The following is a 19,897-nucleotide window of genomic DNA, read 5'->3' as shown; positions in this document are numbered from 1 at the left end:
GTAATTTTGATCACTTTGGTTATTGCAGTAGCGAGCTTTTTCATTGTTGATCTTGCATTAAGCTCTACTCAGCTCGACGCTGCTCTTATGCTTGCCGTAGGTATTGTCATCGGTGGTGTAATGAGCCAGTTTTTAAAAAGTGATACACAACAAGAAAAACAACCAAACTTATCAACCACTACATTATATGTAGGCAATCTGCCATATCGAGCCAACGAACATGTTGTCCGCGAACTTTTCGAAGAGCAAGGGCAAGTATTTTCAGTTCGTCTACTTAAGGATAAAAACACAGGCAAACGACGTGGTTTTGGTTTTGTTGAGATGTCGAAGCAAGATGCAGAAAAGGCCATTACTCAACTCAATGAACGTGAATTTCAACAGCGTACATTAAAAGTAAGAGAAGCAAAGCAAAAGCCGGAAGGTGAGATTGATCACTCACCCGCTTAATTAATCTTTATTTAAATTAATAATAGAGATTACTTCTTTACTACCTATTACTGGTGCCGTTGCGTAAAAATGCACTTCCGATGCACTCGGCACCTTTTCCCCTACTACTATTTGACTTCCCAACAATGACACTGCGCGATTCGCTATTGCTTTGCCTGATTCAACCAGCTCAACATGCTGCTGTAAGCAATTCTTAATATCGTGAGCTATCAAAGGAAAATGTGTACATCCCAACACTAGCCTATCAACAGTGGCAGGAATGTTAAGCCGAGCTATTTCCGCGCAAAGTGCCTCTTTATCCAGCTCGTTATGCCAATAAAAGTGCTCGGCAATTCTTACTAGCTCTGTTGAATGCAGAGTTTCAACTTTACAACCAGAGGTGAAATCCATGATGAGCTTATGAGTATAAGCATTATTTGACGTTGCGGGAGTTGCCAATAGTGCGATGTGTTTAGTCTTTGAACTCAACGCAGCAGGCTTAACAGCGGGAACCACACCTATGATTGGAATATGGGTATGCTTTCTAGCTTCTTCCAATGCATATGTTGAAGCGGTATTACATGCAATAACGATAAGATCAACATTGCTCAAGCATTGTTGTTGCCAGCTAATGAGACCCTTGATACGTGATTTGATTAGCTCTTGAGGCTGAAGGCCATATGGGAGAAAAGCGTTGTCCATAACATAACTAAATGAAACCCCCTGCAAACATGCCCTTAAGTGCGACAGCACACTGGTGCCACCGATCCCCGAATCGAAAACCAAAATATGCGACAAACTTCATACCTCAAATCAATGAAGTATGAAGTTTGCCATGAGTCCTCGAGAAAATAAACTGGCTTAGCTTGTTTGTTTTTGCTCAACTTGCTCTTTATTTAGTTCATTCAGTTTACTGAAAAAGCTACTAGCATAATCCAAAAACTCATTTAGTCTCGATTGACCCTCATTCATCCACGCAAGTAGGTTTGGCAACTCATTATCGGCATTGAGTCCCTTAGCTTGCTCTTGAATATCTGCTAACTGCTTATTCAGTGGCATAAATGCCTTCTCTAACTCCTTCATTGGATTGCCTTGCTGATATTGAGCAATCGCAGCAGACGTTTTACTTTGTCTTAGATCCATCGTGAAGTTAGTGATTTGATCTGAGTTTAAACTAAGCGACTTTGCCAAATCGAAAGCTTCATCGTATTCACCACCGAAAAAAGAGTCACTGACGTTACGAATATCTTCCATCATATCGTTAATTGCCTGCTGCTCCTCTTCGTTCAACTCACCATTAACCTTAATTGAGAAACTGACTTCGTGAGAGGACTTAGTGCCATATGCCATGCCATAATCATTACCTTTTTTCGCGACACTCGCAGCAGTACCCTGAGCATACGCATCGGAGAATGAAATAACGACTTCATCCCCTTCAGCAGTTGTAAATGCATATTCAGCCTGATTAGAGAGGCTAGCAAACTGTGCGGCACTGATCGCTAATGCCTTTGGCGATTTTTCTTCAAACAGCTCTTTTTCGAAATCATCTAAACCTTTAAAAATCCCTTCTCGTGATTTTTCAATACCATCTTCGATGTCAGAATTGAAAGCGCCCATACCTTTTAACTCTTCACTGGCTTCATCAATCCCCTGAAGCACACCTTTACGAGCCCCATTTAGCATGGATTTCAATTCGTCATCACTTTTGCCATCGACCTTGGCTTTCTTCACTGCACCCTGAACAAAATCGAGTACATTTTTGACTATTGCTTCAAAGTCAAATAATGGCTTGTCTTTTTTATCTTGTGTCGGCTTCTCAATCCCCAATGCTTCTGCAAGCTTATCATCAAGAATCTTAGCAGCTAGCTTAGATTTATTCCCCGCATAGCTGTCTGAATTAATTTGGATATTTGGTCCTATCCCTTTGCTCTTTCCAGGCTTATGCTGCATCGCTGGATTGAGCAACTGATTTAATTGCCCGATTTTCATGGTATGCCCTCCAATATACTAGTTAGATTATCGGCATATTTGCGCAAAGCTAAAGTATAATGATTAAAAAAACAGCAAACCAGACACATCAGTGATGCTAGACTGGACAAATTAGCAACGCTCCCTAAAATAGCGCCTCTTAATTCAACATAGATGGTTTTAGCATGGCAGTAATAAAAATTGATGATTCAGCATACGAGCAACAGTTAGCAGACAAAGCTGAGCGTATCACAACACAATTTGCACAGTTTAATGCACCAGCACTTGAAGTGTATGACTCTGCGACTCGCCACTACCGCCAACGCTGTGAATTTAGAGTATGGCATGACGGCGAAGATCTGTTCCACATCATGTTTGACCAACAAACAAAAGAAAAGATCCGTGTTGATAGCTTTGATCCTGGTGCGCCACTAGTCAATGAAATGATGCAGGTGATGATCCATCAGCTGAAAGGCAACGAAATACTGCGTCGTAAACTATTTCAGATCGACTATCTCACCACATTGAGCGGTGAAGTACTGATCAGCTTGCTTTATCACAAACAATTAGATGAGGCTTGGCAAACTGCCATGCAGACATTAAGAACCGAGTTGCAGCAAACCTACAAAGTTGATTTTATAGGTCGTGCTAGAAAACAAAAAGTTGTATTTGGCAACGACTATGTAACTGAAAAACTGAGCGTTAACGGTAAAGAATATATTTATCAGCAGGTTGAGAACAGCTTTACGCAACCGAATGCGGAAGTGAATCAAAAAATGTTAGCTTGGGCGCAGTCCATCAGTGAACCGCTAAGCAACGATCTACTTGAGCTTTACTGTGGTAACGGTAACTTTTCAATTGCGTTGGCAGGCTCATTCAATAAAGTACTTGCCACTGAGATCTCTAAATCATCGGTAAAGTCTGCTCAATTTAATATTGCAGCGAACAAAGTCGAGAACTTAGATATTATTCGCATGTCGAGTGAAGAGTTTACACAAGCCATGAAAGGGCAGAAGTTTTCTCGATTAGATGGTATCGATTTACAATCCTATGATTGCCAAACGATTCTTGTCGATCCGCCTCGTGCTGGTATGGATGAACTGACCTGTCGCCTAGTCAGCAACTACGACAATATTATTTATATCTCATGTAATCCAGAAACGTTAGAACGTGATTTAGCCTTGTTGTGTGAAACACATAAAATCGCACGTATGGCGATTTTCGATCAATTCCCCTATACCCATCATATTGAATCTGGCGTTTACTTAGTGAGAAAGTGATTGATAACGATTAACGACTGGCTGCCATCGCTGTAATAAGTGCTGGCAGTTGAGTTTCGCTAAAGACTTGAATACCGGATTGCTGCAATAAAGACGCCGTCAGCCCCTGCCCTACTATTTTTTTACCTGTATGACTACCATCGTAAATCAGATTGCTGCCGCAAGACGGACTGGACTCCTTTAACAACGCAAACTTTATATCGTGCTGAAGGCAAGCCGCAAGCGCTTTTTTAGCACCGAGTTCAAACGCCGCGGTAAAATCCCCCCTTGTTTACTCAAAACTTTACCATCTATTATTTCAGCCGATGGACGAGGTGTTGGTAAACCACCTGATACTTCAGGGCATAGCGGTAAGACCCAATTTTTTTGCCGCCAATACTGTAATGTATTGTCTTGAAGGCTTTGTGAAGAGGCGTCATACCTCACCGGATAACCTAATAAACAACTAGAAACTAAAATCTTAAACATAAAAAAGCCCCGCAACAATTGCAGGGCTAGTCTAATACAAATCAGCGTTTATTGCTTTGCTAAATAATTTACCAGCGCAGCAATTTGGTCAGCTTTGGTTGTTCCTGATTCACGTAACAACAACTTGTATTTACCATTCACGATAAACGTTGGCACGCCTGTAAGTGCACCTTTGTCTGACAGTGTTTTTTGCATACGCTGCATTTTCGATGTTTTAGTACGGACGGCAAAGCTTGCGTACAATTTATCGAACTTTTCAGCTTCTACGCCTTGCGCGATAAAGATATCCTTTACGTCAGCAAGCTCATTGATTTTTGCACGCTTGCCATGAATATGGTTAAACATGGCTGCAATTATCTTGTCTTTTTGTGGTAGTACTTCAGCAGTCGCAAGCGCTTGCGCCAACATCTGTTGGATCTCAGGCTCCCTTGGTCCAACAAAATCTATATGACTCTTTTTAAATTTAACGCCCTCGTCCAGTTTTGGTTTAACATCAACGATTAAGTTTTCCATCGCGTTACAGGCTGGACAATAAAAAGAAAAATACTCCATCACCTCAGGCTTTTTCGTACCACGCTCCGCAATAACTTCATAATGTACACCCTCTTCATATGGTGCAGCCTGAGCTAAAAGAGGAAACATTAGTGCAACCGCTAAGCCTTTTAATACTTTCAACATACTAACTTTCTCCAGTCCTTATTTTTTTAATAGATATGCGATCAATTCATCAAGCTGTTCTTGACTCTTGATACCTTTCATCTCGATTCTGTACTTGTCATTTACGATAAAAGTTGGAACACCCGTAAGTGCCCCTGCTTCAGAAAACTTTTCTTGTGCTTTAAGCATGTTATTTTCGGCACTAATCACTGGTATGCTCGTTACAGCCTGGTCAAACTTTTCAGCAGATATACCATTCAACTCCATTAACGTTTTTAAATCTTTAATGTCTAACAGTTTGTTTCTTTCAACATGAATAGCATTAAAAATCTTTTCAGCGATAACATCCGCTTTGCCTGCTTGTTCAGCAATAATATAGGCATAACTAAGATTACTCTGAGTTTCTGTAGGGATACCACGCAAAAAGTTTACATGGCTTTTTTCAAAGTGAGCTCCCTCAGGTAAGTTCTTTTCAATCGCCTTTGCAATTGGCTCAAAGCGGAAACAATGAGGGCAGTAAAAAGAGAAAAACTCGGTAACCTTCTGTGACTTGCTCTGTTCGGTCGCTAAGGTTGTATAATGCTCTCCTTCGGTAAAGTCTGAAGCCATCGCAGCAATGGGCAAAAGTAGTGCGACTAATGCGATTCTTAATTTTTTTAGCATGTTACTCTCTCTAATTTTAAGGAAATAGGCTCAAACTTGGTTCATCTAGTGCGGCAAACTGCTCTTTTAAGGCTAGGATCTGTTGTTCCCAGTATTTGTCTGTCGCAAACCAAGAAAAGTTCCGTTCAAATGCAGGATCCTGCCAGCGCTGTGCCAACCAAGCCATATAATTCACCATTCTCATGGCGCGTAATGGCTCAATTAATGCGAGCTCTTTTGAATCAAACGGCATAAATTCTTCGTAACCCGTAAGCAGGGTATCTAACTGTACCAACTGCTCGTTGCGGTCTCCATTTAACATCATCCACAAGTCTTGTATTGCAGGGCCTTGCTGACAATCGTCAAGATCCACCAACATCAATTGATCTCTGGACCACAACAGATTCCCAGCATGGCAATCACCATGAAGCCGAAGCGTTTTCGCAACTCGATACTTTGATGCTGCTTTGTTAATAACTTGCTCAAGAATAGTAACAAATGGAGTATGCAAATGACTAGGCACTAACTGGCTTTTTAGCAGTGCTTGTTGCGCATCAACAAAAAAACGCTGGGTATTGAGTTCTGGTCTATATTCGAATGCTCGCTCAGCTGACAGACAATGCAGGCGTCCAAGGTAGCGGCCTAAAATTTCCAAGTGGTCTAGATTGTCTAGCTCGAACTGGCGTCCACCTACACTTGGAAACAAAGTATACCGATAACCTTCATGAAAATGCAGGCTACGTCCAGTAATAAGTAAAGGTGCTACAACAGGCACTTCAGCTTCTTTCGCTGCCAGCGCGAACTCATGTTCTTCGAGAATTTGTTCATCCGTCCAACGCGCTGGGCGGTAAAACTTCACCACATAACGCTTGCCATCCTCAGCACCAAATTGATAAACACGGTTTTCATAGCTGTTTAAAGCTAATAACCCCGTTGTTGGATATATCTCAAGTGCCTCAATCGCATCTAAAATAAGATCCGGTGTCAGCGCGTTAAAACTAAAATCGTTCATAATGTTTATAAAAAAGCGAGGTTTAATACCTCGCTTTTACCTTACTTTATTATCTTCCCTTGAAGAAATTGGTTGGCTGTGCCAGCCGCTCTTCAGGATCGTCTTGGTTAATAAGCACGAACTCAAATTCAGTTACTGGCTTTTTCAAATCATACGGATCAATCACAACAGAGAGTGGCACATCTAATGTCGTGCCTGCAGCTAAGTGCACCTCTTGCTTACCAATCACTTGATAATTACTGAGACCCGTTATTGCAATAGAAAATCTCTGCTCAACTTGCGCTTTGTTTATCACTTTCAAGGTATAGGTGTTTTCTACCAACCCTTCAATATTGACACGATAAAGCTGATTTCTATCACGAATAATATCAAGATCCATCGGCTTACGCATCGCAATGTTTGCAACTAATGCGCCTGTGATGACAACCAGAATCATTAAATAACCGATTAATTTACCACGTACTGGTTTGGTCTTTTCGCTAGATGATTCTAAATTGCGCTCTGTGGTATAAGCAATCAATCCACGCGGGTAGTTCATCTTGTCCATTACACCATCACAGGCATCAATACACGCACCACAGTTGATGCACTCATATTGCAAGCCATTACGAATATCTATACCGGTAGGACACACCTGAACGCACAGGTTGCAATCGATACAATCACCTAGACCTAGCTCTTTTGGATCTTGTTTGCGCCCTCGAGGACCTCGACTCTCCCCTCGTTCGCTATCATAGGCAACGGTAAACGTATCCTTATCAAACATGGCTGATTGGAAGCGGGAGTAAGGACAGATGTGTAAACACATAATTTCTCTCATCCAACCCGCATTACCATAAGTACAAATGGTAAACACGATGATGCTAATGACAGAATAGAAGCCAGCTGAAAAAGTAAGTAAATCAGGGATCAATGAGCGGATTGGGGTAAAGTAACCAACAAAAGTGATTGCGGTATAGAGTGAAAAGAGTATCCAGCTGCCGTGTTTTGCCGTTTTTCGCCAAAACTTGTCAAAATCCATTGGTCTCTGATCTAGTTTTTTCCGTTGGTTTGCCGTTCCTTCAAACTTTTCTTCAAACCAAATAAAGATAAACGTCCAAACAGTTTGCGGGCAGGTGTAGCCGCACCATACCCGGCCATAGAAGGTGGTTACCAAGAACAGAGCAAATGCAGCTATCATCAGAATAAACGCAAAGATAGTCAGATCTTGTGGCCATAGCGTCATGCCGAAAATATTAAACTTCTGCGCAAAAATATCGAATAACACCGCCTGATGACCGTGAAAATTCAACCAAGGTAATGCCATAAATGCCAACATACCAATGAAGCCGATACGCCTTCTTAGCAATTGATGTAGACCTGACACCGCTCGGACATATATGCGATTGCGAGGGTTAAACCGATCGGGAGTAGAGCTATTGAGCGATTTCCCTTCAGTGCCACCTGTTGGCTTTTGAATTTTTACTTCAGACGGTATGTTTTTAACCTTGATTCTTTCGTTCTCCATAGAAGCTCCTTAGTGCTTTGGAACGAGATGCACTTGCTACAGTGACCTTGAAAAATACAGGCTAAACTATTGCAGTGTGCCCCATGACATAGTTTAGCGCTTACTATTATACGCTTTGAAACTCTATGATTAATAGTAAGTTGAGCTAAAACCCACCATAAATGATGAGAGATTTGTTGCGACCTGACAGACAAGTTTATTACACTAGGGCCAAGATTTTTGTTAGCTAGATCAAATCAGTGTCAGATTATGAAAAAATTCTTAGTATTAGCCATTATAGTCGTTGCTCTGTTTACTGTGGATCATCCATTGATTAAAGAGCCAAGGGACAGATTACTCGGTCAAGGCGTTGAAGTGCTCAGCGAGTCCAGCAAAGTACAACGCAGCACGACTGCAAGAATTGCCAGAGCCAATGTCATAAAGGCAATTACCATGACAGATGACGAAAAACGCTACATTGACGAAGCCCTTGCTACGGATGAAAAAGTAAGGCTTTTCCATCTAAAATATTGTAAAGAAAACGACTATAACTTATATTTTTACGGCCCTGATCTCGTCAAAATCTGTGAAATTGCAGAGCAAGCCATTCATGAAGCGAAGGGATTATAATGGACTTTAGTCAATTAAATAAAAAGTCAGCAAAATCCTTTAATGATCAAAAAGCGCTCATCAAGAAGCTTAGTCAAGGACGTGTTGTCAACTGCCCAAGCTGTCAGCAACCCATTGTACTCAGCTTAAGCCAATCGACGTCAAATAAAGCTGTGGCACAATGCCAACAGGGTTGCACATTTATCGAGTTAGATCTCGCGTAAGATTATTCAAATAACCCACTATTAACGGCGGCAACTTCAACTAACTCAGCATAAGAAGCGGCGAACTCGTCAGCCAATTGCGCTTGAGTTAGTTGAAACTCAGTCAGTGACTGCCCTACCTTTTCACAATAAATCGTTAACTGTTGCTCGCCAAGTGCAAAAAGCCCCAGTTGCTCGGTGCTAACTTGCAAAGCCTGTTTAATATCATCAGCGAGCGGACTGGACATCAATTGCTCATAAAAGGGCGTCGCCGCCATTAAGAATCCTTCGGCCCAATTAATTTTCTGATCAAGTGGCGTTTCACCACTCCAAGGTAATTGAAATTCAGTTTCATATACCTGCTCAGAAATCTCATGATGCAAAGCCATCAATGCAAATGCAACGCTTTCATCCAGCTCGGGATCAGCATTAGTCAAAGCTTTAAGCCACTTTTCGACCTCTATACCGTTTGGGTCTATGCAGGTAGCGAATAAATATCCTTGTAAAAAAGCGATATCAATAGAAAGCTTGCGCGCAGAAAAGTAGTTTTCCAAATTCAGCTGATGCGCTGCAGTAAAAGAGAAATCGTGCATAGTGTAGCCTTGAACTTAGGCGCAGTAACAGCACCTACAAAAATACTTATTAATAACTAACCCGAGATTAGATTAATAGACCTGAACTAGGAATCACAATCCATTCTCCAGTTCAGGTTAACTAAGATCTGATATGACAGAAGTGTGTTATAAGTTTACAGGGTAACGACCTTCGCCATCCGGTCTACCCAAAAACTTAACAGCATCGTGTACTTCTTTTGGTAGACTTGCATCTGGCTTGACATTACCAGACACGCGAAACTGGAAATTGGCAGCTAGTGTCGCATCAGCCTGTAAGCCCAGACGATTTTCAGGGTCAACAACCACGGCAATATCTCCTGATTTACAATCGAGCTGACCACTAAGGTCGCCGATACTAAACCAACCATTCATGCCTTTCACATCAATATTTGGACTACTTATCTCACCATTTAGTCCTTCGCAGTACGGTGCACCACTTTGGTACTCCTTCACATTGACAATAACGCGCCCTTTGGCATCAACCGGCAATGGCAGAGTTACTTGATCCATAGCCTGCTCAACACTGAAACGAAGTGAGGCGTTATTTACCGTCACGGATTTACTGACTAAATTCGATGAGAAATTGGCTTTTCCTGAGATCTCATTTTTATCTCTCGCATTACCAAACTGTACATTGCCTGCCAACTCACCGAGTAGTAATGACGACGGTTCAAGCTCCCACTTAACCTGATTCAATTGAATGTTATTGAATCTCACACCGCTCACTTGACCATGCCAAACAGAACCATTTACTGCACCTAGCTGCAAATTAGCTGGCAATTGGCCTTTAAAAACTTGCAGCAACACCGCTGCAGGCATAGTAAAAGCACTAAAAATAATAAATGCGAGTAAAAATATAATGAGTAGAGATAGTGTTTTTTTCATAATTATTTCTCTAAAACCAAGCGACTAACACGCACAAAGCCAGGTAAGTTCCCTTGTGTAAGGTCTAGGTTTTCTACTTTTACTCCATGCTTATTTGTCAGTTCATCTATCCACGCAACGAGTTTATTAAATTCCACATCATCGATGGTTAAACGCAAGCTTTCGCCACTAGGCTGCATTTTGCTGATATCTATTTGAAAACGGCCACGGGTATTATTGACTACCTGACTAATATTACCGCCGCTAATCACCTGTGCAGGGCTGCTAGATTTCAGCTTATTCACGCTTTGACCAACCCAATTTACGAGTTCGTGATTACGTTTTAGCTTAGCTTCGGCATCGCTGACAGCCTGATTTAAAGGTTTGAATATACCCATTACCAGTACAAAAACGACAAAAATAACGCCGGCAACAATCAACAGTTTTTGTTCTTGCTCTTTTAGACCATGCCAATAGTTAATTACTTGCTGCTTCATACTGCACCTCGAATGCGAATTTCACCCACCACAAAGTCACCATCATTGTTCAAAGCGCCCTGTTCAACACTTACACCGCGTTGCTCTAAAATTGCTTTGACTTGACCAAATACCTGGAACTCTTTTGCACGCGCTCTAATTCTGAGTTCGTTCCTACGTTTGTCGTAACGCAGTGTTTCAGGAGCAAAAGCATCAACTTCTTCATAAATCGCCACAAAGTGATTAGTTAATTCGAGCAAACCGCCCTGCTCCGTGCCAGATAACGCATCAAGCTCATTTTGGAGCTGTTTTTTCAATAAGTGCGGACGTACTACTTTATTTGGAAATGCCTGTTGATACATAGCGACCGCTTGGGTTTCTAGCTGATTAGCTTGATAACTTATCACATACAGCTGAGTGCCTTTAATTGCGATAAAGCTCACTACTGCCACGCTCGCCGCTATTAGTCCACTGCGCCAGTCACGCCACCACTGCGGCTGCTTTTTCTTCGCAGCGAACCGACCTTGACGCAAATTAAAATCAATGTTTGATAGCGATTTCGCGAAGATGGCTAAAGGTAAATCGTAATCTTGTTGTTGCGCTGTAAGCGTTATCGTTTCTGAGAAATCGCTTGCCGGGCTAAAATGCGCCAGCTGCTTAACACCCGCAATGGTGAGGTACTCGTTGACCCAGCTAAGTTCAGCAGTGCCAACTTGCCAAGCATTGTGTTTGAATAGCCATTGCTGACCTAACTGCACGGCACTAGTCATCTCTTCATGAAGCGGCAAACATAGAGCATCCGGTAGCGCTTTACTTACACTGATCCCTGCATCATCGAAGGCACTAAACCAGCTTTGTAGCCAACTGCTATCACAAATCGCAACATCTATAGTATGTGTGTCGGCTTTCATGCCCGGTTTACCAATCGCGATAAATAGCGCATCGATGTCGGTCGCAACATGTTCCTCAAGCATAAACGGTAAGGCTTGTTCTAGTTTTCTATTCCACTTTGCTGGTAGCTCAAGCGTGCGTAACTGCACCGCAGTTGCTGGTAGTAACAATACAACGGGTCTCGTTTGCGCCTTTTCAGCGAGACTACCAAGTTGTTCACTCCCTTCTAATTCACCACTGGCAATAATTTGTTGTTGTTCTGTTGACCACACTAACCAGTGTATTGTCGTCTGGTGTGACTGACCCACACGGATCAATAATTGTTCTGTCACTCTACGCCTCCAAATTTACGAGCAAGCACGTACGCTTTACCATCTTTTGTTTCTATAATTGATGTGAGAGAAAAGCGTCGCTCATCAAACACAGCTGTTGCTCGCAACTGAAAATAATTGCTGTTAATCGTAAAAATTTTGGAAGTCTTGTTAGGGTTTTTGACCCCTTGATTCGCGACTTCCGTGTAAAATTCATTGATATCTGTAAAACCTTTTTTTGGTCTCGCAGAAATAATAGCTTCAGCGCCTGATTTCGATAATCCAGGTATAAGTGCACTGAGTAAAAGCGCTTGCTCTGGCAATATCGTATTGACGTTTACCGCGAGCTCCTCACTTCCTGGGATCACGCAAACATAAGGCTTAATCTTTTCCATCACTAGCGGGTTAAAGCCCTTAATCACGCGTAGCTCACTAACAGACGCCATCAAATTATTAGCCGTTAAGTAAGGCGTCTGATTAGACATATACTCGTCTTCTTCTGCCCCAGAGCGGTAAGTAATGCTATCTTCATCAAGCCAATCGTATACACTATCAGCAAGGGCCTCCTCGCTTTCGTTACTCGGCAAATCCTCAATATTCTTCAAAAGTTCCAATAACGCAGCATGGGCTGGGTTTGTATTCTTTCCACCAATCTGCTGACCACCTTGGTTATTTCCATTTGTTTGTGACTTTGCTCTCAAGGCATTCAGGTTTAGGCATGCCTGTAAGTCTGTCACTTTACCGCTCAACGTACCATGGTCAACAGGGTAAGGCACTTCTTCACGCGCCCAAGGCTGGTCTAGATTTACGGTATCAGGGTCATCTTTCTTCGCTTGGATCAACGCTCTTTTCACTAACTCCTCAGCACCATAGCTATACCATTTGGCTTGCTGCTGAGTTTGAATATTCGAGGCCTTTTGTACCTGCACCATTAAACTACTCGCCATTTCAGCGGCAATTGTCGCTGCCAATGCAACGATGAAAAGTACGATGACAAGTGCTGCACCTTGCTGCTTCATGGCTGTTGCCCCTTATCATCAGCGACACCACTGCCTGGCGTTAAAAATAAACGGCTTATTGGATCCGAGTCTTTTCTTTGCAACGTCACTTTAACCGCTTTAGGTAACGATTTAGACTTCCAATCAGCTTGCCATTTTAGTTTGTCATCCAAAAATTCAAACTTTAACTCTTCTACATCTTCCAAGATGACCTGCGCGCGGGGCTCTGTTCCATCAAGCTGGTCAACATATACTCGATAAATACGCTCAAGCTTGTCATCGATAACCCGATAGCCCACGGCCTGCAGTTCAGAACGTGGCAATAAACTAATAGGGTTAGTCCAACCATCACGAACAAAAGCGATACCATCATATTGGCTCTCAAGCTCATAACGGCCATGGATGATATAAGTTGGGCTAAAATCCCCTGCTTCATTTCTGACTTCTCGCTTAGTGATCTGATTAAAATCCTGATCCATCAAGCGGAAAGTCGTTTGTAGACCTTCAATTTCGGCAATTTTTTCCGCTGAAGCCGCTTGGGCCTTCAACGTTGAATCTAAAATTTGATGAGTCGCTGTCACCACTACCGCTAAAATAGCCAGTGCTAACAATACTTCTATTAGCGTGAAACCACGCTGTGGTGTATGCACTGTCACTACTTACTCCGGTACATAAAAGTGGTGATGTCATACACTGAGTTTTTGAGTTCAGGCTCGCGGAAAACGTGCACGGTGAGCTTTACAAAGCTAGGATCTGCCGTTTGTTGGATATGCTGTTGCCAATACCAAGTGACCCCGGCCATTTCCTCTTCGCCTTTGTTACCATTCTTCCCATGCCAGTCATCGCCTTGCGCGCGCAAAAATACCAAGCGATTTTCTGCCACCCACGACGCATAGGTCTGCTCTTCAAGCGAGCTGATATGATTTATATGTTCGCTTGTTGCTTGCATTGCAGCAATACCAGCGACAGCACAAATACTTAGCGCAACCATGACTTCAAGTAAGGTAAAGCCTAAGCTTTTTTTAGCGCTCATTCTTCAGGTTCCCGCTTCAGCCCCACCGGCGCCATAAATTCGCCTTCGACAAAAAATATTGGCTCCTGCAGCTCTTTATTTTCCACACTTAATCTAAATGCGCTGACTTCACCGGAAGATAAAATAAGTACTTGCGGGATCTTGAGCTTTTTAAGTTCAAGTAAATTGTCGTCGTCACCGCCACTCATCAACTCTCGCCAATTTGCTTGCTCCAGTAAGTTATCTTGAGACCACGGCAGATCTTCTAAGATCAATTCCACTTTGTACTGCTCTGGCAGTTCAATTGGTTTGTAGATATCGTCCGCTTCGAAAGTTCGCCACTTCTCACCGTCAAAAACCAAAAACTCAATCACACCTTTATCTAAGTGAAAACCAAGTTCAACCTGATTTAGTACTGCAAATTCTGATGCAAGATTAATCGTCCCCTGCACACGCATAGCCATGGTTTCCAGCTCTTCCTCATCACTGTCACTGACGGTGTAAGTAATGAGGTTTACTGAAAAAGCAATGATCACCAAGACAATAAGGACTTCAAGTAAACTGAAGCCCTTTACCTTAGCTAATGCCGGTTTATGCAGAGGTGCTAACATAGATTAACGTTCGTCTTCCGTATCCCAGTTACCGATATCATCATCAGTTCCAACTTCGCCATCCGGACCCATTGAAAAGATATCGATTTGGCTCATTTCGCCTGGGCTGACTAATTGGTAAGGATTGCCCCATGGATCTTCTGGAAGCTTAGAAATAAAGCCACCTTCAGGGAAACGTTTTGGTACCGGGTCAATATTGGTTTGCGTTACCAACGCTTCCAAGCCTTGCTCTGTGGTTGGGTAACGTTTGTTTTTTAACTTGTACATCTTCATTGCGTCTTCAATTTGACGAATATCTAGACGTGCCTTTTCTTTTGCAGCTTCTTCTTGTTGACCCATCACGTTAGGTGCAACGATAGATAAGATCATACCGATGATAACAAGTACCACCATCACTTCTAGTAGTGAGAAACCTGATTGTTTTTTCACAATGTTTACCTCAATGCTGTTATTGATGACCATGCAAAAACATGCGATGGCCTTTCCTTTTTGACTACAATCCTACGGCTTTGTTCATCGCCATAATGGGCTGAAGAATCGCCATAACTATAAACAGTACAATAATTGCCATCGTCGCTATCATCGCAGGTTCTAGCAACTTCAGCGAGACATTTACCATACTTTCAAATTCTCTTTCTTGGTTATTCGCTGCACGCTCAAGCATCTGTTCTAATTCACCCGACTTTTCACCGCTGGCAATCATGTGCAGCATCATAGGTGGGAACATTTTGGTCTGTTGCAACGACGCTCTAAGGCTTGCACCTTCACTCACCCGAGTCGCCGCTTCTGCAACGGAGGCTTTGATTTTTTCGTTCTCAAGTACTTGGCCTGATATTTTCATACCCTCAAGTAGCGGAACAGAACTCGATGAGAGAATACTTAAGGTACGCGCAAATCGTGCAGTATTCACACTGCGAGTTACCTTTCCAAGACCCGGTAAACTCAGCAGCTTGCTATCGTACCAAAAGCGGACCTTAGGTTTTTGTAATGCTTTTTTAATCGCGTAGGTGCCAATGACAACCACTGCCAACGTAATCATCCAGTAGTTTTGTACAAAATTACTGGCAGCCATAACCCACTCAGTTGTCCAAGGCAGTGCTTGCTTGGATTTCTCAAAGGTCTTCAAGATCTTTGGTACTACCGTCCCCAATAGAATGGAAACAATCGCGATAGCAAAGATGACCAAAATAATGGGATACACCATCGCTTGCGTAATTTGGCTACGCATATGTTGACGCTGCTCAGTGTAATCGGCCAAGCGATTTAGTACTTCATCTAAGTGCCCTGACTTTTCTCCAGCAGCAACCATTGAGCGGTACAAGTGATCAAATACGTGAGGAAACTCCGACATACCATCTGCCAGTGTGTAACCTTCAACGACTTTTGATCTTACCGCCATCAGCATACGCTTTAATCTTGGCTTTTCACATTGCTCAGCTACAGCCATCACCGCAGCTTCAACAGGTAAAGAAGATTGGATCAAGGTCGCCAACTGGCGCGTGATCAAGGCAAGGTCTGATACCGAGGGACGGTAGCCTTTAAAAAGCGTAAAACCACCACTACTTTGGTTTTTATCTTTCTCAGCAGCAGGCAAAACCTCAAGTGGCATCATGGCTTTTTCTCTCAGCATTTGCCTAACTTGCTTCGCCGTATCCGCCTCTAAAATTCCTTTCTTCTCTTTGCCTTTACCATCTAAGGCGCGGTATTCAAACGCTGCCATTAGCCTTCCTCACGCGTTACACGCATTACTTCTTCTAAGGTTGTTTGACCAGCAAGTACTCGCGAACAGCCATCTTGTCGGATGCTTGGCGTACGCTTACGAATATATTTCTCTACCGCTTGCTCACCCTTACCATTATGAATAAGTTCACGGATAGGCTCATCAACAATGAGAAGCTCATGAATACCTGTACGGCCTTTATAGCCATTAAAATTACATTCTTCACACCCAACCGCGCGGAAGATTTGCGTGCCACTGTCTTTGGCAACCCCCAGCAGCTCACACTCTCTCTCATCAGCTACATGCGCTTCTTTGCATTTAGGACAAAGCGTTCTTACCAGTCGTTGTGAAAGTACACCAAGTAGAGATGAACTTAAAAGGAATGGCTCAACCCCCATATCTTCCATACGAGTGATAGCACCTGCTGCGGTGTTAGTGTGCAGTGTGGATAATACCAAGTGGCCAGTCAAAGACGCTTGGACACCAATTTGCGCGGTCTCCAAATCTCGGATTTCACCTACCATCACCACATCAGGATCTTGACGTAGAATTGCACGTAAGCCTCGAGCGAATGTCATATCCACTTTTGGATTTACTTGCGTTTGACCAATGCCCGGGATCTCATATTCAATCGGATCTTCAACCGTTAAGATATTGCGGTCCTTAGAGTTGATTTGTGTCATGCCCGCATACAAGGTTGTACTCTTGCCCGAACCTGTTGGACCGGTAACCAATATGATACCGTGAGGCTTAGCAATGAGCTCTGCAAACGCATCGCGGTTTGCTTGAGTCATGCCCAAATCTTCAAGGTTTAATCTCGCGTTATTTTTGTCTAGTAGACGTAGCACCACTCTCTCACCAAAGCTTGATGGCATCGTTGATACACGCACATCCACGGCTCGTCCTGCGATCCGCAAACTGATACGGCCATCTTGCGGTACACGTTTTTCTGCGATGTCGAGTTTAGCCATTACTTTGATACGAGACACTAATAATGAAGACAACTTACGGTTTGGCTTCAATACTTCTTTCAGTACACCATCAACCCTAAAGCGAATAACCAGTTCTTGCTCAAAAGTTTCGATATGGATATCCGATGCACCTTCTTTTATCGCTTCACTTAACATGGCGTTAATGAGCTTGATGATAGGCGCATCATCATCCGCAGCTAGCAGGTCTTCGGTTTGTGGCAATTCTTCAGCAAGCGAGAACAAATCCATCTCGTTGCCGATATCTTCCATCATCTGTTGTGTTTCAGAGCTGTCTCTTTGATAAGACGCTTCAAGCATATGCTCAAAGCGGTCTTCATCTAGCGCCTCAAGATGTAATGTTTTACCTGCAACGCGGCGTACTTCCATCAGCGTTTCAAGATCAAGCGTGCCTTTATGAAAGAGCTTAGCCTGATCGCCATCTGGACTGAGTAACACCCCTTTTCGACGTGCAAACGAAAATGGCAAACGCAATGTAATAGCAGGTACGTGTGGCATTTCAGCCACTTCTTCGATCATTGGCTCAGCACTTTGCAGCTGAGCGGCCAACTCTTCAGCCTCTGCTCCTAAATCTGGCGTGACTTTTTCATCAATCATTTTCACGCTCTTTTCTATTTTGCTCTTTCAAGAACTCTTCATACGTCGGTGGCAAAGTAAGCTTGTCATCCCACTTAGGAAGGATTGGCGTGTCTTCAAACGGCATTAACTCGATGCCATCCTCTCTTTGCTTATACTGCTCACCACGAATAAAGTTATATTTTGAATGGCTAATGTCGTTCATACTGCGGCTATCACGTACAATAGTCGGACGAATGAATACTAATAAGTTACGTTTTTCCTTTTTAGTCCCTGTTGATCTAAATAGGTGACCTAATATTGGAATGTCACCTAATAGCGGTACTTTAGAAACACTTTCTTGAACGGTTTCATCAATCAGACCACCTAAGATAACCATGCCACCATCATCAGCGATAACTGTGGTATTGATAGCACGTTTAGCCACTCGAATATCCACCGACGTTGCACCTTTAACACTGGATACTTCTTGTTCAATCGTCAGTTGAACCGCAGTGCCGTCGTTAATCTGAGGGGTTACTTTTAATTTGATACCCACTTCTTGACGGTCTACGGTTTGGAAAGGGTTTGAATTATTGTCGTTTGCAGTAGAACCGGTGACGATTGGCACTTCTTCACCGACGATCATGGACGCTTCTTCGTTATCCATAGTCGTAACCGACGGCGTAGCTAGAATATTTGAGTTGGTATCCGTGGTTACCGCTTGAATGATTGCACCCCAGTCATTCTTCACAATACCAGCCGCCAGACCATTGATATTTTTCAGTAGGCCCGCCAAACCGCTATAGTCTCCACGCTCGGTAGTCGTGGTATTAGATACATCATTATCATCTGTTCCAACGATTGTCCCTTTAATCTCTCTATCACGTGCTTGTTGTGCTGCAACAGCTAGTGAACCGATCGGAACGGTGTTGCCATCATTAAACTGCAGCATCCCGCCTTTTTCAGAGATCCACTGTAAGCCAAGGTTAATACCATCGGCTTCAGAAACCTCAACAACGATTGCTTCAACCAATACTTGAGCTCGACGAATATCTAACTTTTTAATCACCTGAGTTAAAGATCGCATCGTGTCTGGTTGTGCGGTAATCACCAGCGAGTTTGAGTCTTCGTGCGCCTCAATACTGGTTTCATTTTTGCTACTACTGCGAGTTCTTGCTTGCTGACCTGCGGCTTGTTCTTCTTCAATCGATTTACTCACGCCTTGAAGAACCTTAACCAGATCTTCCGCTTTTGCGTAATTTAGATAGAAAACCTGAGTATTGCCTTGCGATTGTAGTTCATCATCTAAACGCTTGATGAGTTCAGCCGCGCGGCTACGTGCCTGTGACTCGCCACTAACAATGACGCTGTTAGTGCGGGTATCTGACACAATTTTCGGAATAAGGAAGTCTGGTACACCACCTTTCCCTGAGTCTTGGAAAATCTTTTCAACGACTTTAACAACATCTTCAGCAGTGGCATGCTTCAGCTTAACGATATCAACACGCTTATCGCCTGCTTGGTCAACCGTTTTGATAATATCAACAAGACGATTCACCGAGGACGCATGGCCGGTTAGCATCATCACGTTTGCTGAATTTAGATTGGTTACGTGACCACCATCTTTTTGGTCACTGAATTGACGAATAAGTGGACCAAGCTCTTGCACGCTAACGTTCTTCACCCGTACAACGCGTGTTACCATTACGTCACCATTTCCTAGCTCTTCACCAGATACCAAAGGCACGTTCGACTTTTTACCATCAGAACTACGAACTACCTTAAGCACACCGCTATCCATTTCAATAACTGAATAACCATATACTTCAAGCACGTTTAAAAAGAACTGATAATACAGCTTTTCATCCATCAGCTCATAACTGCGAACATTGATATTACCGCGCACGTTAGGGTCTATGATGATAGTTTTATTCAGCTTATCACTAACGATATTAATGAATTCATTAATATCGGTACCTTTGAAGTTCGCGGCATATTCAACCGCAGAAACAGAAAGTGAAATACCAGCAGCAATCAAGAGCGTTGCATACTTAGCTAACCCTTTTTTGGTTTTTGTGAGGTGTAGCTTTTTACCCATTATT

The 19,897-nt window shown here is 42.9% G+C and carries 22 protein-coding genes and 1 pseudogene (1 of these 23 cut by a window edge); 4 read left to right on the top strand and 19 right to left on the bottom strand.

Annotation, left to right across the window (positions count from 1 at the left end; genetic code table 11):
• Positions 1 to 447, top strand: the 3' portion of a protein-coding gene (locus B1L02_RS01965) for an RNA recognition motif domain-containing protein (RefSeq protein ID WP_088529717.1). Its footprint begins 21 nt before the window's first position; only the last 447 of its 468 coding nucleotides appear in the window; its start codon lies beyond the left edge, outside the window; the stop codon is at positions 445 to 447.
• Here B1L02_RS01965 and murI read toward each other — a convergent pair whose 3' ends face one another.
• On the bottom strand, positions 448 to 1,224 hold the full coding sequence (murI, locus tag B1L02_RS01960; RefSeq protein WP_088529716.1) for a glutamate racemase: 777 nt from the start codon (positions 1,222 to 1,224) through the stop codon (positions 448 to 450).
• A gap of 63 nt (positions 1,225 to 1,287) precedes the next feature.
• Positions 1,288 to 2,415 carry a DUF5610 domain-containing protein gene (locus B1L02_RS01955; RefSeq protein ID WP_088529715.1) on the bottom strand — a complete coding sequence of 376 codons (1,128 nt, stop codon included), beginning with the start codon at positions 2,413 to 2,415 and terminating at the stop codon, positions 1,288 to 1,290.
• Between the two features lie 164 nt (positions 2,416 to 2,579).
• On the opposite strand from B1L02_RS01955, the gene trmA reads away from it, so the two are divergent.
• The gene (gene trmA, locus B1L02_RS01950) at positions 2,580 to 3,674 is read left to right on the top strand and encodes a tRNA (uridine(54)-C5)-methyltransferase TrmA (RefSeq protein ID WP_088529714.1); all 1,095 of its coding nucleotides are present in this window, start codon (positions 2,580 to 2,582) and stop codon (positions 3,672 to 3,674) included.
• Positions 3,675 to 3,684: 10 nt separating this feature from the next.
• Here the strand turns inward: trmA and B1L02_RS01945 are convergent.
• The 5 genes and pseudogenes from B1L02_RS01945 to ccoG all read right to left on the bottom strand — a co-directional run bounded on the left by B1L02_RS01945 (position 3,685) and on the right by ccoG (position 7,960).
• Positions 3,685 to 4,142, bottom strand: a pseudogene (locus B1L02_RS01945) (DUF523 domain-containing protein).
• Positions 4,143 to 4,190: 48 nt separating this feature from the next.
• Positions 4,191 to 4,820: a thiol:disulfide interchange protein DsbA/DsbL gene (locus B1L02_RS01940; RefSeq protein WP_088529713.1), complete on the bottom strand. Its 630-nt coding sequence runs from the start codon at positions 4,818 to 4,820 to the stop codon at positions 4,191 to 4,193.
• 18 nt (positions 4,821 to 4,838) lie between these two features.
• Positions 4,839 to 5,462: a thiol:disulfide interchange protein DsbA/DsbL gene (locus B1L02_RS01935; protein WP_088529712.1), complete on the bottom strand. Its 624-nt coding sequence runs from the start codon at positions 5,460 to 5,462 to the stop codon at positions 4,839 to 4,841.
• Positions 5,463 to 5,478: 16 nt separating this feature from the next.
• Positions 5,479 to 6,453 carry a serine/threonine protein kinase gene (locus B1L02_RS01930; protein ID WP_088529711.1) on the bottom strand — a complete coding sequence of 325 codons (975 nt, stop codon included), beginning with the start codon at positions 6,451 to 6,453 and terminating at the stop codon, positions 5,479 to 5,481.
• Positions 6,454 to 6,502: 49 nt separating this feature from the next.
• On the bottom strand, positions 6,503 to 7,960 hold the full coding sequence (gene ccoG / locus B1L02_RS01925) for a cytochrome c oxidase accessory protein CcoG (protein ID WP_088529710.1): 1,458 nt from the start codon (positions 7,958 to 7,960) through the stop codon (positions 6,503 to 6,505).
• 249 nt (positions 7,961 to 8,209) lie between these two features.
• Between ccoG and B1L02_RS01920 the strand changes: the two genes are divergently transcribed.
• The gene (locus B1L02_RS01920) at positions 8,210 to 8,569 is read left to right on the top strand and encodes a hypothetical protein (protein WP_223191984.1); all 360 of its coding nucleotides are present in this window, start codon (positions 8,210 to 8,212) and stop codon (positions 8,567 to 8,569) included.
• Complete coding sequence (locus B1L02_RS01915) at positions 8,569 to 8,772, top strand: hypothetical protein (RefSeq protein ID WP_088529708.1); 204 nt, start codon at positions 8,569 to 8,571, stop codon at positions 8,770 to 8,772. The genes B1L02_RS01920 and B1L02_RS01915 overlap by 1 nt, the downstream gene beginning before the upstream one ends.
• A 2-nt stretch (positions 8,773 to 8,774) precedes the next feature.
• On the opposite strand, the gene B1L02_RS01910 is transcribed toward B1L02_RS01915, so the two are convergent.
• From B1L02_RS01910 to gspD, 12 genes are all read right to left on the bottom strand, one after another.
• The gene (locus B1L02_RS01910; protein ID WP_088529707.1) at positions 8,775 to 9,344 is read right to left on the bottom strand and encodes a UPF0149 family protein; all 570 of its coding nucleotides are present in this window, start codon (positions 9,342 to 9,344) and stop codon (positions 8,775 to 8,777) included.
• A gap of 147 nt (positions 9,345 to 9,491) precedes the next feature.
• A complete protein-coding gene (locus B1L02_RS01905) occupies positions 9,492 to 10,250 on the bottom strand; it encodes a type II secretion system protein N (protein ID WP_010378525.1) in 759 nt (252 codons plus the stop codon).
• Between the two features lie 2 nt (positions 10,251 to 10,252).
• Positions 10,253 to 10,726: a type II secretion system protein GspM gene (gspM, locus tag B1L02_RS01900; protein WP_088529706.1), complete on the bottom strand. Its 474-nt coding sequence runs from the start codon at positions 10,724 to 10,726 to the stop codon at positions 10,253 to 10,255.
• The gene (gene gspL / locus B1L02_RS01895) at positions 10,723 to 11,928 is read right to left on the bottom strand and encodes a type II secretion system protein GspL (protein WP_088529705.1); all 1,206 of its coding nucleotides are present in this window, start codon (positions 11,926 to 11,928) and stop codon (positions 10,723 to 10,725) included. Before gspL ends, gspM begins: the two co-directional genes overlap by 4 nt.
• Entirely contained in the window at positions 11,925 to 12,926 is a 1,002-nt protein-coding gene (gspK, locus tag B1L02_RS01890) for a type II secretion system minor pseudopilin GspK (protein WP_088529704.1), read from the bottom strand. The genes gspL and gspK overlap by 4 nt, the downstream gene beginning before the upstream one ends.
• The gene (gspJ, locus tag B1L02_RS01885) at positions 12,923 to 13,561 is read right to left on the bottom strand and encodes a type II secretion system minor pseudopilin GspJ (protein WP_010378515.1); all 639 of its coding nucleotides are present in this window, start codon (positions 13,559 to 13,561) and stop codon (positions 12,923 to 12,925) included. Before gspJ ends, gspK begins: the two co-directional genes overlap by 4 nt.
• Positions 13,561 to 13,938 (bottom strand): type II secretion system minor pseudopilin GspI, encoded by a 378-nt coding sequence (gspI, locus tag B1L02_RS01880; protein ID WP_010378513.1) that lies wholly within the window; start codon positions 13,936 to 13,938, stop codon positions 13,561 to 13,563. Before gspI ends, gspJ begins: the two co-directional genes overlap by 1 nt.
• Positions 13,935 to 14,528 carry a prepilin-type N-terminal cleavage/methylation domain-containing protein gene (locus B1L02_RS01875; RefSeq protein ID WP_010604370.1) on the bottom strand — a complete coding sequence of 198 codons (594 nt, stop codon included), beginning with the start codon at positions 14,526 to 14,528 and terminating at the stop codon, positions 13,935 to 13,937. Before B1L02_RS01875 ends, gspI begins: the two co-directional genes overlap by 4 nt.
• A gap of 3 nt (positions 14,529 to 14,531) precedes the next feature.
• Positions 14,532 to 14,957, bottom strand: coding sequence for a type II secretion system major pseudopilin GspG (gspG, locus tag B1L02_RS01870; RefSeq protein WP_026001105.1), 426 nt, complete (start codon positions 14,955 to 14,957; stop codon positions 14,532 to 14,534).
• Between the two features lie 64 nt (positions 14,958 to 15,021).
• Complete coding sequence (gspF, locus tag B1L02_RS01865; protein WP_088529703.1) at positions 15,022 to 16,248, bottom strand: type II secretion system inner membrane protein GspF; 1,227 nt, start codon at positions 16,246 to 16,248, stop codon at positions 15,022 to 15,024.
• A complete protein-coding gene (gene gspE / locus B1L02_RS01860; protein ID WP_174694569.1) occupies positions 16,248 to 17,756 on the bottom strand; it encodes a type II secretion system ATPase GspE in 1,509 nt (502 codons plus the stop codon). The genes gspF and gspE overlap by 1 nt, the downstream gene beginning before the upstream one ends.
• Before the next feature lie 70 nt (positions 17,757 to 17,826).
• On the bottom strand, positions 17,827 to 19,893 hold the full coding sequence (gene gspD, locus B1L02_RS01855) for a type II secretion system secretin GspD (protein ID WP_088529701.1): 2,067 nt from the start codon (positions 19,891 to 19,893) through the stop codon (positions 17,827 to 17,829).
• Between the last annotated feature and the right edge of the window lie 4 nt (positions 19,894 to 19,897).

Source organism: Pseudoalteromonas piscicida, assembly GCF_002208135.1.
Classification (GTDB): Bacteria; Pseudomonadota; Gammaproteobacteria; order Enterobacterales; family Alteromonadaceae; genus Pseudoalteromonas; species Pseudoalteromonas piscicida_A.
This window is presented reverse-complemented; position numbering and strand designations above follow the sequence as displayed.